Consider the following 17,563-nt stretch of genomic DNA (forward strand, 5'->3'; position numbering starts at 1 on the left):
CCGATGCTTTATTATTCCTGAAAAATATTTTCTTTTAAATATTTAGCCTTAACTGTTTAGAAATTTACTGTCACTTTTTTATCTTTACTATAACGGATTTAACCATTTGTGGCTTCCCGTTGCTTATGTAACAGCTATTTAAATAAACTGAATCACAATTAAACTCTTCACATGAAGGACGACATTTTAGAAAACATCTTGAATGAAACCGGCATTACGCAGCATGCCGACACCGACACCCTTGACCTTAAAGAATTACTCAAAGTACTGTCTCTTGTTAAAGGGGGCAGGCTTAATGTACGCATGCCGGTAACCCAGGCGGGCATCAATGGCCGCATTTGCGAAGTGCTCAATGATATTATCGATATGAATGAGCGCTTTGTGGCCGAGATATCTGCCGCGGAGAAAACCATCGGCAAAAGGGGTAACCTGGGCAAGCGCATCGAACTGTCGGATGCTAAAGGCGAATGGGCCAGCGGTGTGAATTCATTAAATAACCTTATCGAAGATCTTACTTCGCCTACGCTGGAAATTGCGGGGATGATTAACTCGGTGGCCAACGGAGATTTATCTAAACATATCCCCTTAGAAATAAAAGGCCATCCGCTAAAAGGGGAGTTCCTGCGGATAGCCAAGGAATCAAACCAAATGCTTTCTAAGCTCCAGCTGTTCTCCATGGAGGTAACGCGGGTAGCCAGGCAGGTAGGCTCGGAAGGTAAACTGGGCGAGCAGGCCAAAATTAAAGGCGTAGCAGGCGTTTGGGCCGAACTTACCGACTCGGTGAATCAGATGGCCGGTAACTTAACGGCCCAGGTGCGTAACGTAGCTGCTGTAACCACCGCTGTGGCCAAGGGTGACCTTTCGCGCAAGATTACAGTAGAGGCCAAAGGAGAGATCCTGGAGCTGAAAAATACCATCAATACCATGGTGGATCAGCTCAACTCCTTCTCGTCCGAAGTAACCCGTGTGGCGCTCGAGGTTGGTACCGAGGGTAAGCTGGGCGGCCAGGCCAAGGTGCCGGGCGTTGCGGGCACCTGGAAAGATTTAACAGATTCTGTAAACCGTATGGCGGGTAACCTTACCTCGCAGGTGCGTAATATAGCCGGTGTAACCACCGCGGTGGCCAATGGCGACCTTTCTAAAAAAATTACGGTAGACGTAAAAGGCGAAATGCTCGAGCTGAAAAAAACCATCAATACGATGGTGGATCAGCTCAACTCCTTTGCATCCGAAGTAACGCGTGTGGCGCTTGAGGTAGGTACCGAGGGTAAACTCGGCGGCCAGGCCAGGGTAAAAGGCGTAGGTGGTGTTTGGAAAGACCTTACCGACTCGGTAAACCAGATGGGAAGTAACCTAACCGACCAGGTACGGAACATTGCGGGTGTAACCACCGCCGTGGCCAAGGGCGACCTTTCGCGGAAAATTACGGTGGATGCTAAAGGCGAGTTGCTGGAATTGAAGAATACCATCAATACGATGGTGGATCAGCTTAACTCTTTCTCTTCGGAGGTAACCCGTGTGGCGCGCGAGGTAGGTTCCGAAGGTCAGTTAGGCGGCCAGGCCAACGTGCCGGGCGTAGGCGGTACCTGGAAGGATTTGACCGACTCGGTAAACCAGATGGCGGGTAACTTAACCGGCCAGGTACGTAACATTGCCGAAGTAACCACCGCAGTGGCCAAGGGAGACTTATCCAAAAAGATTACGGTTGACGTACAGGGCGAAATGCTGGAACTAAAGATCACCATCAATACAATGGTGGATCAGCTGAACTCCTTTGGTTCGGAGGTAACCCGTGTAGCCCGCGAAGTAGGTTCGGAAGGGCAGCTGGGCGGCCAGGCCAATGTGCCGGGTGTAGGCGGTACCTGGAAGGATTTAACCGACTCGGTAAATAAAATGGCCGATAACCTTACATCGCAGGTACGTAATATTGCCGAGGTAACCACTGCGGTGGCCAAGGGCGACCTTTCCCGGAAAATTACGGTAAACGCGAAGGGTGAGTTGTTAGAGCTGAAGGATACAATCAATACCATGGTTGACCAGTTGCGCGGTTTTGCATCAGAAGTAACCCGCGTGGCCCGCGAAGTAGGTTCCGAAGGGCAGTTGGGCGGCCAGGCCAACGTGCCGGGTGTGGATGGTACCTGGAAGGATTTGACCGACTCGGTAAACAAAATGGCCGGTAACCTTACCGCGCAGTTAAGAAATATAGCAGACGTATCGATTGCGATTGCAAACGGCGATTTATCTAAAAAAATTACGGTTGACGTTAGGGGCGAGATTTTGCAGTTGAAAGAAACCATTAACACGATGGTTGATCAGTTGCGTGGTTTTGCATCAGAGGTAACGCGTGTGGCGCGGGAGGTTGGTACCGATGGTAACCTTGGCGGCCAGGCCTTTGTGCCGGGCGTTGCGGGTACCTGGAAAGATTTGACCGACTCGGTAAACCAAATGTCGAGTAACTTAACATCGCAGGTGCGTAACATTGCCGAGGTGACCAAGGCGGTGGCCAGCGGCGACCTTTCAAAGACGGTTATCATCGACGTAAAGGGCGAAATCATGGATCTTAAAAACACCATCAACACGATGGTGGATCAGCTTAACTCCTTTGCATCCGAAGTAACCCGTGTTGCCCGTGAGGTAGGTACCGAAGGTAAGCTGGGAGGCCAGGCGCACGTAAAAGGTGTGGCCGGTACCTGGAAAGATTTAACTGACTCGGTAAACCAGATGGCATCCAACCTAACCGGGCAAATTCGCGGTATTGCCAAGGTGGCTACCGGTATTGCCAAAGGAAACCTGAAGCAGCGCCTCTCCATCAACGCTTTGGGTGAGGTGGCCCAGCTTACAGATACCATTAACGAAATGATTGATACCCTGGCGGTATTTGCGGACGAGGTAACCACCGTAGCCCGTGAAGTAGGTGTGCAGGGCCGTTTAGGCGGCCAGGCCAGTGTACCGGGCGCTTCGGGTACCTGGAAAGATTTGACCGAAAACGTAAATCAGCTGGCCCAAAACCTTACCGTACAGGTGCGATCCATATCCGAGGTAGCCTCGGCAGTAACCAAGGGTGACCTTACCCGTACCATACGCGTGGAGGCAAAAGGCGAGCTGGAAGCTTTGAAGGATACCATTAACCAGATGATTGCCAACCTGAAAGGTACAACCTTACGTAACCACGAGCAGGATTGGCTCAAATCAAACCTGGCTAAATTTGCGCAAATGCTTCAAGGGCAGCGCGACAGGAACGCGGTGGCCAACAAAGTACTATCGGAGCTTGCCGAACTGGTGAATGCCCGTTATGGCGCGTTTTATATACTGGAGCAACCCGAAGCAGCAGATGAGCCCAAACTGAAACTTTTTGCGGGCTATGCGCAAAAGAGCCGCAAACTCATCAACCAGGAGTTTTCGCTTAGCGAGGGATTGGTAGGGCAGTGCGCTACAGATAAGGAAAGGATAAGGCTTGCCAACGTACCAAATGAATATTTACAAATCAGTTCGGGCATAGGTAATGCGGCGCCTATCGACCTGGTGATATTACCGGTACTGTTTGAAAACAATGTAAAAGCGGTTATCGAGCTGGCTTCCTTTGAAAACTTCAGCGATACCCACATCGACTTCCTCGATCAGCTTACCGAAAGTATTGGTATCGTGTTAAACAACATTGAAACCAATACCCGTACCGAGGAATTGCTGAGCCAATCGCAATCGCTGGCCAGCGAGCTTTCTGCGCAGCAGGAAGAGTTAAGAAGGGCGAACGACGAGCTGCATGATAAAGGACGCTCGCTTGAAGAAAAAGCCGAGCAGCTTACGCTTACCTCCAAGTATAAGTCGGAATTCCTGGCAAACATGTCGCATGAGTTACGCACGCCGCTTAACAGCTTATTAATCCTGGCCCAGCAGTTGTTTGAAAACCCTGAGGGTAACCTTACCGAAAAGCAGCGGATGTTTGCCAAAACCATCCATTCATGTGGGGATGACCTTATCCAGCTGATTAATGACATCCTGGATCTGTCGAAGATTGAATCGGGCGTAATAGCGGCGGATGTGATGCCGGTTAGCTTTAAAGAGATAGCCTCATTTGCCGAATCAACCTTTAAGCCAATATCCGAGGCTAAAAACCTGAAATTTGAGATAGAAGTAGAGGAAACCCTGCCCGAAATGATGGAGACAGATATGCAGCGCCTTAACCAGATTCTCAAAAACCTGCTCTCCAACGCCTTTAAATTCACCGAAAAAGGACGGGTTAAACTCCATATTTTCCGTCCTGCGGCGGGACACGAAAACCCAATTGGCCTGCCTGGCCAGGTAATTGCCTTTTCTATCGAAGATTCGGGGATCGGGATATCTAAAAATACTCAGGGGATCATTTTTGAAGCCTTTCAGCAGGCCGAAGGTTCCACCAGCCGTAAATATGGCGGTACCGGCCTGGGTCTGTCTATCAGTAAAGGCTTCGCCGAACTGTTGGGCGGAACTATTACTGTGGGCAGCGAGTTGGGCAAAGGCAGTACATTTACCCTTTACCTGCCGTTAAAATACCAGGAAGAGAAAACGCCGGTAGTAAAAATTAAGGAAAACCTTTCGGTATCGCACCTGCGTACCAACCTGGCCGAAACCGCCGAAATGGTAATAGACGATGATCGTCACAATATTTTAGCCGAAGACAAAGTGTTGCTTGTTGTTGAGGATGACCTTCGCTTTACCAAGATCCTGATAGATAAAGCCCATGATATGGGTATAAAAGTACTGGTGGCAATAAGTTACCTCGAGATTTTTGACAACATCCTCAAATACAATCCTATTGCCATCACCCTTGATGTAAATATGCCCGAATCAAACGGTTGGAAGATACTGAAATTGCTGAAAAGCGATATCAATTTAAGGCATATCCCTGTACACGTTATATCGGGAGAAGATAACAGGGTGATGGCGCATAAGCTTGGCGCTAAATCATTTAGCCTTAAACCACTTTCAAATACGTCGTTACAGGATTTGATTACCGGTATAGTAAGTTTTCATGAGCACGCCAAAAAGCGCGTATTGGTGATTGAAGATAATGAGAGTGAGCTTGGCAGGCTGTCTGAATTATTATCAAGCGATAGGGTAGAGGTTGTTGGCGCAGCTACAGCTAAAAAAGCATTGTCGGTACTTAAAAAGGAAATGTTTGATTGCATCATCATGGATTTTGTACTGCCAGATGCTAACGGGCTCGACTTGATCAATAAAATAAACCTGTTAAAACAGCAGCAAACTACCATCCTGCTGCATTCAGCACGGGATTTTACCCAGGATGAGCTCATTCAGCTTAAACGTCTCAATCATAAAATTATTACTAAAACTTCATCGTCTCATGTTTACCTGTTAGAGGAGATATTGGTACTGCTGCATGTTGATAAAAAATACGTCAGTGAAAGTAAACTGAAAATGATTGACAGTGTGCGCAACCAGGCCGATATACTCGACGGTAAAAAAGTACTGGTTGTTGATGACGATGTACGTAACCTGTTTGCTTTAACCGCGGTATTTGAAAGATCAAAAATAGAGGCAATTACTGCCGAGAGCGGGCGCGAGGCGCTGGAAATACTAAACAAGGATAAGACAATAGACATTGTGCTGATGGATATCATGATGCCGGAAATGGATGGTTATGAGACGATCCAAATCATCCGCAAAGAGGCGCGGAATAAAAACCTGCCGATAATAGCGGTTACCGCTAAGGCCATGATAGGCGACAGGCAGAAATGTATCGCCTCGGGCGCATCAGATTATATCACCAAACCGGTAAAAACAGATCAGCTGCTATCCCTGATGCGGGTGTGGCTAATCAAATAACAATATTGATAACGAGCAATATATAAGCACAAAAATGGACGACACCAGTATCATTAAGATTCTGTTGGTAGACGATAACGAAAATAACTTGCTATCGATGAAGGTAGTGCTGGAAAAAGACCAGTATGCTTTTTCCAGCGCCACCTCCGGGCGCGAAGCGCTTCGTATCCTGCTGAAGGAGGACGACTTTTCGCTTATCCTGCTGGATGTAAAGATGCCGATGATGGATGGCTATGAAACCGCCGAACTTATTTATCAGCGGGATAAGCTGCGGCGGATCCCTATTATTTTTATAACGGCGCATGATTATGAAGAAGCTGCCGTTTTTAAGGGATACAAGGCAGGCGCGGTAGATTTTGTGAGGAAGCCTTTCAACCCGGATATTCTGCGGTCAAAAGTGGCCGTGTTTACCGAGTTGTACCAGAAGAACCGGCTGCTAAAACAGCAGGAAGAAAAACTGCAACTGATTAATAATGACCTCATACAACTTAACCAGGAATTGGAACAGCGCGTACATGAACGCACCATCGCGCTGGAAAACCTAAACCATGAGCTGAAGGCCCTTAACCTGTCGAAAGATAAATTCCTGTCGGTTATCTCGCATGATCTGCGCAATCCTTTAACGTCGCTGCTGGCCTCATCAGAAAACTTAAAAAGAGACGCCGATAAGCTGAAACCCGAACAAATCAAGTTGTTATCGGGTATCATCAACCGCACTTCTAACAAAATTCTTAGTCAGCTGAATGAACTGGTTGAATGGGCCAAAAACCAGCGTGAAAAAACAAGCTTCCAGCCGGTAAAGCTGCACCTGGCCCATGGCATCAATGAATCGCTTGACCTGTTGCGCGAAACCTCAAGACAGAAAGAGATCAGGCTTGAAAATGAGGTGGCCAATGATGTTTATATTATGGCCGATACCCTGATGTTCCGTTCTATTTTGCAAAACCTGGTAACCAATGCCATTAAATACACACCGCATGGCGGCGGCGCTGTAAAAGTTTCCGCCAGTGTCGAAGCCGGCATGGTCGAGATCTGCATCCGCGATAGTGGCATAGGGATGTCTGAAGATACAAAAATGATGCTTTTTGGCAATGTTAGCCGAACCTCAATTTTAGGCACCAACATGGAAAAAGGCAGCGGGCTGGGCCTGTTATTGGTAAAGGATTTTATAACCGCCCATGGCGGCGCCATCAGCATAGATACCGAAGTTAACAAAGGCACCTGTTTCCGGTTTACGTTACCACATTTTACAGAACAGGCGGAGTTACACAACGAGAGTGTTGGTTAGTGTGCCTTACGTTTAATATTGATTACCGTTTTTTCGTGCAAAGTCGCTAAGAGGTGCTTGTAAGTTACTGACTAACAATATGAAAATCCGTCATTGCGAGGTACGAAGCAATCCCCGACATGCTAAACCCCATATAGTTCGGGATTGCTTCGTACCTCGCAATGACGGTAGTTCGAACACTCGTTTAACTATATTCCTTGCACGTCATAACTAGTTTTTTCAGGTTTACTTATGGGTACTCGTGACGGTAATTTAGGACATTGATTTAATTATATTTCGTTGCACGTCGTCCCAATTTTTTTCAGAATATCCCTTCAAGTATCCTTTTTGAACAGGAACAATAGTAGTTTTTAGCTATAATTGGCTTATATTAACGTAGCTCATGAAAAAAACTCTCCTTTTATTTCTTTTCGTCATATCTGCAGGTGTTGCCGGTGCGCAGCAAAGGCATACTTTCTCGTTAAGCAAAACTGATTTCCTGCTTGATGGCAAGCCATTCCAGATCATTAGCGGCGAGATGCACCCGGCAAGAATCCCCAAAATGTACTGGCGGCAACGCATCCAAATGGCAAAGGCCATGGGCTGTAACACCATAGCCGCTTACGTTTTCTGGAACTACCTGGAGCCTCAGCCGGGGATATTCGATTTTACAACCGAAAACAGGAATATTGCCGAATTTATTGGCATATGTAAACAGGAGGGCATGTGGGTACTGTTGCGCCCGGGTCCGTACGTTTGTGCCGAATGGGATTTTGGCGGCCTGCCGCCGTACCTTTTAAAAATTCCGGATATTAAAATACGATGCATGGATCCGCGCTATATGGCGGCGGTAACAAAGTATGTGAAGGCACTGTCGCAACAAGTTAAGGGCCTGCAATGTACCAGCGGCGGCCCAATACTTATGGTACAGGTTGAAAACGAATATGGCAGCTATGCCAACGACCGCGATTACATTAAAGCCCTTAAAAAACTATGGGTTGACAATGGCATTAACGTACCCTTTTATACCGCCGATGGCCCAACTGCTTTTATGCTGGAAGCCGGCGGCGTTGACGGTGCAGCTATTGGCTTAGATAGCGGCAGCAGTGATGCCGATTTTGACCAGGCCGCCAAACAAAACCCCAATGTGCCTTCCTTTAGCAGCGAATCATATCCCGGCTGGCTAACTCACTGGAAAGAAAAATGGCAAAAGCCCGGCACCGATGGCATCGTAAAGGAGGTAACTTACCTGTTGGAACATAAGCGTTCTTTCAATTTATATGTGGTACATGGCGGCACCAACTTTGGCTATAATGCAGGCGCAAATGCCTTTAGCCCTACACAGTTTCAGCCCGATGTTACCAGTTACGATTATGACGCGCCTATAAATGAACAAGGCGCCCCAACTCCAAAATACTTTGCCTTGCGCAATTTGATTGCTAAATATGTAAAATACAAAATACCAGAAGTTCCAAAACCTATACCAACTGTCGAGATACCTGCATTTGATATGGCGCCATTTACAACAATCTGGAAAGAACTGCCGCCGGCCTTAAAGTCCCCGCAGCCCGTACCTATGGAAAGTTTAGGGCAGTACAGCGGCTTTATATTGTACCGCACAAAACTTATAGGGCATAAAAGTGGCGACCTGACTATTACCGAGCCACACGATTACGCGCTGGTGCTGCTTAATGGTAAACTGGTTGATACCATTTATCGCGACGGCGGTAAATGGACTATCAAACTGCCAAAATCGGACGTAAAAGACCCCCAACTTGATATCCTGGTTGAGAATATGGGCCACATAAACTTTGCGCAATACATGATTGACCGGAAGGGGATTACCGAACGCGTTACCCTAAATGGTATGACCCTTACCAACTGGCAGATTTTTAAACTGCCCATGGACGAAAAATACATAGCCTCATTAACCAATAAATATCCCGAAGGATTTCACGATGGTGTATACTTTAAAGGCAGCTTTGAGTTAAGCAAAGTGGCCGATACCTACCTTGACCTTAGTAACTTTAAAAAGGGTGTTATCTGGGTAAATGGCCACAACCTGGGCCGCTACTGGAATGTTGGCCCCCAGTTTCATTTATATTGCCCGGCAAACTGGCTGCTTAAGGGAAAAAATACCGTAACTGTATTTGATTTACACCAGGAAACCAAAACCACCATTAAAGGAGTGAACACGCTGGAATAATAAACAAAGCACCAAATATTTACACAGCTTGCCCCGAACTTGAGTAGGAGCAAGCTGTTTTTATTTATGGGATAACCGTATGCTAATAAATATTTATTTGATGCATTTGGATGTTAATTCAGACCAGTTATGATGCAGAAATAAATAAAAATACCGTAAAAATACGTATTGTATATATCAATCATTATCAGAACTTTACTATCGTAAATAGTAACTCCTAAACACTAAACATAATAATATGGCGGTCAAATTGGTTTACCGGTACTTAAGGGGATACACCCTTGACCCGGGCTTTTCAACTCAGCTGGATACCATGAAATTTAACCAGACTACCTACCGGGTACTATGGGAAAATTTAAGCAAGCCCGAAAACGTAGGGCCGACGGGCGAATACTTTGAAGTGATAGATATCGACCCGCCAAGTAATTGTTACTATGAGCCGGTAAATCTCGACTCGGTAGAAGTTTTATCGCAAAATGGCTTAACGCCAAGCGAAGGTAACCCGCAATTTCATCAGCAGTTTGTGTATACAATTGCCATGAAAACCCTTGAGTATTTTGAACAATCATTAGGACGAAAATTAATCTGGAACTCGCGAATCTTAAAAGATGCCCAGGGCAATCCTGTAAAAGACGAGCATGGAAAGCTACAGGAAAAATATGTTCAGCGGATACGCTTATATCCCCATGCATTCAGGGCGGCAAATGCTTATTACACTGCCGAAAAAAAAGCGATACTGTTTGGATATTTCCAGGCGGCTCAACAGATACAAGGAACAAATTTTCCGAATGGAGCTGTATTTGCATGCTTATCGCCTGATATTATTTCGCACGAAGTTACCCATGCACTTTTAGATAGCATTCACCCTCGGTTTATTGAAAACACCAATCCGGATGTTCCGGCATTCCACGAGGCGTTTGCAGATATTATTGCTTTATTGCAGCGTTTTACAATCAACGAACTGGTAATTAATCAGTTTTCAAAATCCGACGGTAGCCTGGATAAATTCACCTTCCTGGGCGAATTAGCAACGCAATTGGGTAATGCCATGACACATGGCAGGGGAGCGCTTCGCAGCGCCATTGGCGGAAGAGATAAAGATGGCAATTGGAAACGAAGTAACCCCGATCCTACACTTTATCAAACCAAAACAGAGGCTCATGATCTGGGCTCGGTACTGGTTTCTACCTTTTTTGATGCGCTTATCAAAGTTTATAATTATAAAACCCAGGATTTGATCAGGATAGCTACCCACGGCTCCGGTATGTTGCCACAGGGAGTATTACAGCTCGATCTGGCCGCAAGACTTGCCCGGGAGGTATGCGAAATAGCCCTGCATTTAATGAGGATAGCAATTCGTGCCCTGGACTATTGTCCGCCTGTTGATATTACATTTGGCGAATACCTGCGCGCCTTAGTTACTGCCGATATTGATTTTGCACCTGGCAATGAGAACAATTACCGCATAGCATTAATTGACGCATTCAGGAGCTGGGGGATATTCCCGGATCATGTAAATACCTTTTCAGAAGAAAGTTTGCAGTGGTGCACACCTGATAATTTTGCCGACCACGACAAAACAAGTTTAAAAAAAATGGGTGAGTTTTTGAGAGGTAGAGTGAGGTCTTTATCTGCCATCAGCGACCGGGAAAAGATTTATAATGAATCGAAACGGATACAAGCCGATTTTCACGATTTTTTAGTTGGAAAACCAAAGAGCAACGAACATGATTGTCAAAATAACGACCCTTTATTAAGTTATGACGAATTGAAAAGTCTGCTCCCAAAACTTGGGCTAAGCATTTCGGTAATTGAATACAATGAGGTAAAGAGCGGACAGGTAAAACAAAAACAAACCGATGGGATGTTACCTATAGAAATCCATAAAATAAGGCCGGCTTACCGGTCAGGCAGCGAGGGGATGATATTGGAACAGGTTATTGTAACGATTACACAATCAACAACAATATTAATTGATACCTGTAAGCTTGATATTGAAAATCAACCGGTTATTGATGAAATGAAGTTTAGAGGAGGCTGTACAATAGTTTTTGACCTTGCAAACGAATTTAATGTTAGGTATTTGGTCACAAAAAATATAGCCAGCCTGGATAGATTTAGCAAACAATTAGCTTACCAGCAGGGAAAAGATGATGCAGCATTATCTTTTTCATCATCAATGTACGATGATGACAACGGGTTCAGTTCTATCAATTTTGCAAACTTACACTTTCATTAAACCTAAATCATGAGCACAGTTAATGTAAATATTAAAATGTTCCAGGTAGGAGAACTTGGAGATTGTTTTCTTTTGAAGTTTAAAGCCGACGACGACGAATGCTCGGTGCTGATTGACTGCGGATCTTTTCGTAATTCCGAAAAATCTGAGAGCCGGTTAATGGATATCGCCGGATTTATAAAAGATGATTTGAATAACAAACCGCTTGATGTGGTTGTAGGGACCCATCAGCATAATGATCACTTATCGGGCTATGTACATGCGGGAGATGTTTTTACCGAAGTGGGGATTGATAATGTTTGGCTTTCATGGCTTGATGACCCCAAAGACGGACAGGCGGGTAAAATAGCTGCCGGGCAGCGAAAGGTAACCGAAAAATTGGAGCAAATAAGTGAAAAGATAGCTGATAAGAAAAATAGCAGTAATCATTCGCTTGCGGCCGAACGGATAAATGATATACTGGGTTTTTATGGTATAAAGGATGCCAATGATACAAATACCGAAAAGAAGTCTAAAATTCCGGCTGTACCGCTAATGGGAATTAACAATTTACGGAAGATAGGAAAAAACGTCGCTTATTTATCTCCGGGAAGTGTTTTGGATTTACCTAAATTACCTCCGGGCTCGGTAAAGGTGTACGTGCTTGGGCCGCCAAGGGATACCAATTTGTTGTTTGATATCAACCCCAATAAAGATGAAACTTACGATACCAAACTGGCCGCAATAAGTAACCTTGCCGATGGCTACCTGCTGGCGATGACAAATTTTAAAGGTGAGGTTGACCCCGAAGAAAAGAATTTTCCGTTTGATAAAAAGCACGAAAAATTACTAAGTACAGATTGGTTTATAAACAGTGAGTATAAATCGGAAGCAAATGCCTGGAGAACAATAGATGATGAATGGCTTGACCAGGCCGAGCAATTGTCTTTGTACCTGGATACCTACACCAATAACAGCAGCCTGGTATTAGCATTTGAGTTGGTAGAATCTGGTAAGGTTTTATTGTTTGTGGGCGATGCCCAAACCGGTAACTGGCTTTCATGGAAAGATATTGCCTGGGATAAAACTAAAGTAAAAACAGGATTTTCTTTAGATTATTTACTCAATAACACGGTGTTATATAAGGTGGGCCACCATTGCAGTCACAATGCCACCTTAAAAGAATATCTTGACGATAAGATCATACACAAGGATCTTGTTGCCATGATCCCGGTTGACAGGGCCGACCCCAATATCACTAAGAAGAATGGTTGGAAAATGCCGGCGGTAAATCTTTTTAAAAAATTAAAGGAAAAAACACAAAACAGGGTTTTGATGATGGATATAGGCTATGATCCTGATTGCGACCCCGACGGCGAAGCCAAAGAATCATGGGCTAAAGTACCTTTTAAGCCCGTGTACAATAAACAAAAATTTTACATCGAATATGAGGTTCATGGCGATCTCAATTGATCATTTGACAAAGTTACCTTATACATTGGTTAAACGATTTTAAATCGTTTAACCAAACAATCTTTCATTGCTACTGTAACAATATAGCCTCCTTAGGCATCTATATTGAAACTATATCCGAATTTAGCGGCTGCTTTGCCGTGCGCGGTAGTGTTGATGATTTTAATTAATAATGATGTTGCTTATCCTGTCTTCCAAAAAAATCCAAACAAAACGTTTTTTTAATGCCCTGGCTTTATTGCCGGCCATTGTTTTAGTAACTGCATCCTGTGGTAATAAAAATAAGCAGGCCGCCAGCCAGGAACAGCAAGTATTGGATTACAAAGTAGTGCAGGTACAACCGCGGCAGGCCACGTTGAATGTTGATTATCCCGCAAGTATACAGGGGCAGCAAAATATCGAAATAAGACCAAAGGTTGATGGTTATGTTGAAAGGATCTATGTTGACGAAGGCTCCGTTGTAACCAAAGGGCAATTGCTTTTTAAAATTAATGCTCCGCAATATGAGCAGGAGGTACGTACCGCCGAGGCCGGTATTAAAACCGCCGAAGCCGATCTGGCGCTGGCTAAAATGCAATTGAATAAGGTAAAACCACTGGTCGAGAAAGATATTATCAGCCATTACGAGCTGGAATCGGCCGAGTATACGCAGCAGTCAAAAGCAGCAGCGCTGGCCCAGGCTAAAGCCGCATTGGTAAATGCAAAAGTGAATTTAGGTTACACTACCATCACCAGCCCCGTGAATGGTGTTATAGGCGCTTTACCCTACAAATTGGGCAGCCTGGTAACCAGCAGCACAACAGACCCGCTTACTACGGTTTACAACACCTCAAATGTTTACGTATATTTTGCCCTGAACGAAAAGCAATTGCTTGGGTTTAGTCGCGATAGCACAAATAAAACATCTTTTAAAACTAAATTGAGCCAGTTGCCGCCGGTTTCGCTCATATTGCCCGATGGCAGTACTTACGAGCATGCCGGTAAGGTTGAAACCGTGAACGGTTTAATTAACACCGCAACCGGCGCGGCCAACGTACGGGCCGATTTTGCAAACCCGCGCGGGCTTATCCGCAGCGGCAGCAGCGCGGTAGTACGCATCCCTAATGTTGTAAAATCGGCGTTATTGGTGCCCGAAAGCGCCACTTATGAATTGCAGGACAAACGTTTTGTTTACGTGGTTGATGGTCAGCACAAAATAAAAAATGTGGCCATTAAAGTGATGGATAATACGGCCGGCCAGTTTTACGTAGTTACCGATGGCTTAAAGGCCGGCGATAAAATTGTGCTGGAAAGCTCAGGTAACTTGCCGGATGGCACCGAAATTAAACCAAACGAGGTTAGCGCCGGTTCGGTTTACGGCAACGTTAAATAATATCGTTTCTATTCCTTACCGTCATTTACAAAAGCGATACTATGCTTAAAAAATTTATAGAACGCCCGGTACTGTCTACCGTTATTTCAGTTTTGCTGGTCATACTGGGTATTTTGGGTTTAATAAACTTACCTATTTCGCAATACCCGGATATTGCGCCGCCTACCGTTCAGGTGCAGGCCTATTACAGCGGGGCCAATGCCGATGTAGTGCTCAAAAGTGTGATCATCCCCATGGAGGAGCAGATTAACGGTGTAGAGAACATGACCTACATGACCTCATCTGCCAGTAACGATGGTTCGGCATCTATCACCGTATATTTCAAAGTAGGAACCAATCCCGATCTGGCGGCGGTAAACGTGCAGAACAGGGTATCAAGGGCCACAAGTTTGCTGCCATTGGTGGTTACGCAATCGGGTGTTACGGTAGCCAAAAGCCAAAGCAGTAACCTCATTATCTTCTCGTTATACAGCGAGAATCAAACTTACGACGAAACTTTTTTGCAAAATTACGCCAAAATAAACCTGGTGCCGCAAATTCAGCGCGTTACAGGTGTTGGCAATGCCGAAGTATTTGGCTCAAGGGATTACTCGATGCGTATCTGGTTAAAACCCGATGTGATGTCGCGTTATAACCTGATACCCGATGATATTACCGAAGCACTTAACGAGCAAAATATAGAAGCCGCGCCCGGTAAGTTTGGCGAAAACAGCAATCAATCGTTCCAATACGTTATCCGGTATAAAGGCAGGCTTAAAACAGCTGCCGAATTTGGCGATATTATCATCAAATCAGTAGGGCAGGGCCAATTGCTCCGGCTGAATGATGTGGCGCGGGTTGAATTGGGATCATTGGATTACTCCTTTGATATCCAAACCAACGGATTGCCATCTGTAGGTGTGGCTATCAGCCAGACGGCTGGTTCCAATGCAAGGGATGTAATCAACGAATCGAAAAAAATACTGGATGCCGCTGCTGAAAAATTCCCCAAAGGGATGAAGATAGCTTACCTGGTTGATGCCAATAACTTTCTTGATGCCTCTATCGAAAAGGTGATCAGTACGTTGATAGAAGCCTTTATCCTGGTGTTTATAGTCGTATTCGTTTTTTTACAGGATTTCAGGTCCACATTAATCCCCGCCATAGCGGTACCGGTTGCTATCCTGGGCACCTTCTTTTTCCTTAACCTGTTTGGTTTCACTATAAACCTGCTTACACTTTTCGCATTGGTACTGGCTATCGGTATTGTGGTGGATGACGCCATTGTGGTGGTAGAAGCCGTACACGCCAAGCTCGACCAGGGATACAAATCGGCCAGGAAAGCTTCTATTGATGCGATGAACGAAATTTCGGGTGCTATTGTGTCTATTACGCTGGTCATGTCGGCAGTGTTTTTACCCGTAACATTTATTTCGGGCTCAACCGGGGTATTTTACAAACAGTTTGGTATTACGCTGGCCGTAGCCATTTTGCTTTCGGCCGTTAACGCTTTAACGCTAAGCCCTGCGCTATGCGCGTTGTTTTTAAAGCCGCATGAAAAAGGCACAAAAAAGCACGGTTTCATCAATCACTTTTATGTGGTTTTTAATACGGCCTTTGATGCCGTAACCGGTAAGTATAAAAAATCGGTTAACTTTTTGGCGCATAAAAAATGGATTGCCCTTGCAGCCGTAGCGGTATTTGCTACCATATTGATTTACCTGGTAAAAACAACACCATCCAGCTTTGTGCCCAATGAAGACCAGGGTACGGTGTTTGCGGCCATTAGCCTGCCGCCAGCATCGTCAATGGAGCGTACCGAGGCTGTTGCAAGCAAAATAGATAGTATAGGCCGTACGTTCCCCGAGGTTGTAAATAGCCTTAAACTGGTTGGTTTTAACTTTATCGCCGGATCGGGCAGCGCTTACGCCATGGTAATCATGAAGCTGAAAAACTGGGATGAGCGTAAAGATAAAAGCCAGAGCCTGCAAAGTATCATATCCAGGCTTACCGTTAAAACAGCCGGGCTGCGTGAAGCCAGCGTATTTTACTTTTCGCCGCCAACATTGCAGGGTTTTGGTAATAGTGATGGCTTTGAATTTGAGCTGCAGGATAAAGGCGGCCATACAGTTGATGAGTTGTTTAAGGTGAGCAACAATTTCCAGGCGGCGCTTAAAAAACGCAAGGAGATTCAAAGTCTTAACTCGTCGTTTAACCCCAATTTTCCGCAATTCCAGGTTGATGTAAATGTGGCTAAATGCAAAGAGGCAGGTGTAACGGTCAACTCGGTTTTAAATACTTTACAAGGTTATTACGGTGGTTTATACGCCTCAAACTTTAACCAGTTTGGTAAGCAATACCGTGTTATGGTACAGGCCGATTATGATTACCGCGCCAATGAAATAGGCCTGAGTAAAATATTTGTACGTAACAGCGCCGGGGCTATGGCACCGATTACATCATTTATTACCTTGAAAAGGGTGTTTGGCCCCGAATCTATTTCGAGGTTCAATCTTTTCACGGCGATATCCGTTTCCGGTTCTCCAAATCCGGGGTATAGCACTGGTAACGCCATACAGGCTATTAAAGAAGTTGCCAAACAAACCCTGCCTGCCGGTTACGATTTTGAGTTTTCGGGCCTTACCCGCGAGGAATTGAGCACCGGCACACAATCGGCCTATATATTTATGCTTTGCCTGGTGTTTGTGTATTTTTTATTGAGCGCGCAGTATGAAAGCTATATCCTGCCGTTCGCGGTATTACTATCACTCCCGGTTGGTTTAGCGGGTACGTACCTGTTTGCCTGGATTTTTGATATCGGCAGTAACATTTACCTGCAAATTTCGCTGATCATGCTCATCGGTTTGCTGGCGAAGAATGCTATCCTGATTGTAGAGTTTGCCTTGGAGCGCCGCCGGGCGGGTATGGATTTAATACCCGCTGCCATAGCAGGCGCCGAAGCCCGTTTGCGCCCCATCCTGATGACATCTTTTGCCTTCATATTTGGTATTATGCCATTGATGTTTTCGACGGGCGCTGGTGCAAATGGCAATAAATCCATAGGTACAGGCGCTGTAGGGGGGATGTTTGTGGGGACGGTATTTGGGGTGTTTGTAATCCCGGTACTATTTATCATTTTCCAGGCCCTGCAGGAAAAGGTTGGCCGTAAACGCAGGCCTGAGGACGAAGACGACGATGCGGAAGTGGTAACCGCCCATTAATTTG

General features: G+C 45.4%; 7 protein-coding genes. All 7 read left to right on the forward strand.

The features are described from left to right. The first annotated feature begins 171 nt into the window (after positions 1 to 171). Positions 172 to 5,823, forward strand: coding sequence for a HAMP domain-containing protein (locus tag AC1DXF_RS00435; protein ID WP_477444979.1), 5,652 nt, complete (start codon positions 172 to 174; stop codon positions 5,821 to 5,823). A gap of 34 nt (positions 5,824 to 5,857) precedes the next feature. Next, positions 5,858 to 7,111 carry a hybrid sensor histidine kinase/response regulator gene (locus AC1DXF_RS00440; RefSeq protein ID WP_477444981.1) on the forward strand — a complete coding sequence of 418 codons (1,254 nt, stop codon included), beginning with the start codon at positions 5,858 to 5,860 and terminating at the stop codon, positions 7,109 to 7,111. Positions 7,112 to 7,493: 382 nt separating this feature from the next. Then, positions 7,494 to 9,296, forward strand: coding sequence for a glycoside hydrolase family 35 protein (locus AC1DXF_RS00445; protein WP_477444983.1), 1,803 nt, complete (start codon positions 7,494 to 7,496; stop codon positions 9,294 to 9,296). A 238-nt stretch (positions 9,297 to 9,534) separates the two neighbouring features. Then, a complete protein-coding gene (locus AC1DXF_RS00450; RefSeq protein WP_477444985.1) occupies positions 9,535 to 11,535 on the forward strand; it encodes a hypothetical protein in 2,001 nt (666 codons plus the stop codon). 9 nt (positions 11,536 to 11,544) lie between these two features. After that, positions 11,545 to 12,987 (forward strand): MBL fold metallo-hydrolase, encoded by a 1,443-nt coding sequence (locus AC1DXF_RS00455; RefSeq protein ID WP_477444987.1) that lies wholly within the window; start codon positions 11,545 to 11,547, stop codon positions 12,985 to 12,987. Positions 12,988 to 13,159: 172 nt separating this feature from the next. Next, positions 13,160 to 14,359: an efflux RND transporter periplasmic adaptor subunit gene (locus AC1DXF_RS00460; protein WP_477444989.1), complete on the forward strand. Its 1,200-nt coding sequence runs from the start codon at positions 13,160 to 13,162 to the stop codon at positions 14,357 to 14,359. Between the two features lie 41 nt (positions 14,360 to 14,400). After that, positions 14,401 to 17,559, forward strand: a complete 3,159-nt coding sequence (locus tag AC1DXF_RS00465) for an efflux RND transporter permease subunit (RefSeq protein ID WP_477444991.1) — start codon at positions 14,401 to 14,403, stop codon at positions 17,557 to 17,559. The last annotated feature ends 4 nt before the right edge of the window (positions 17,560 to 17,563 follow it).

It is taken from the genome of Mucilaginibacter sp. P2_A5 (genome assembly GCF_056404995.1).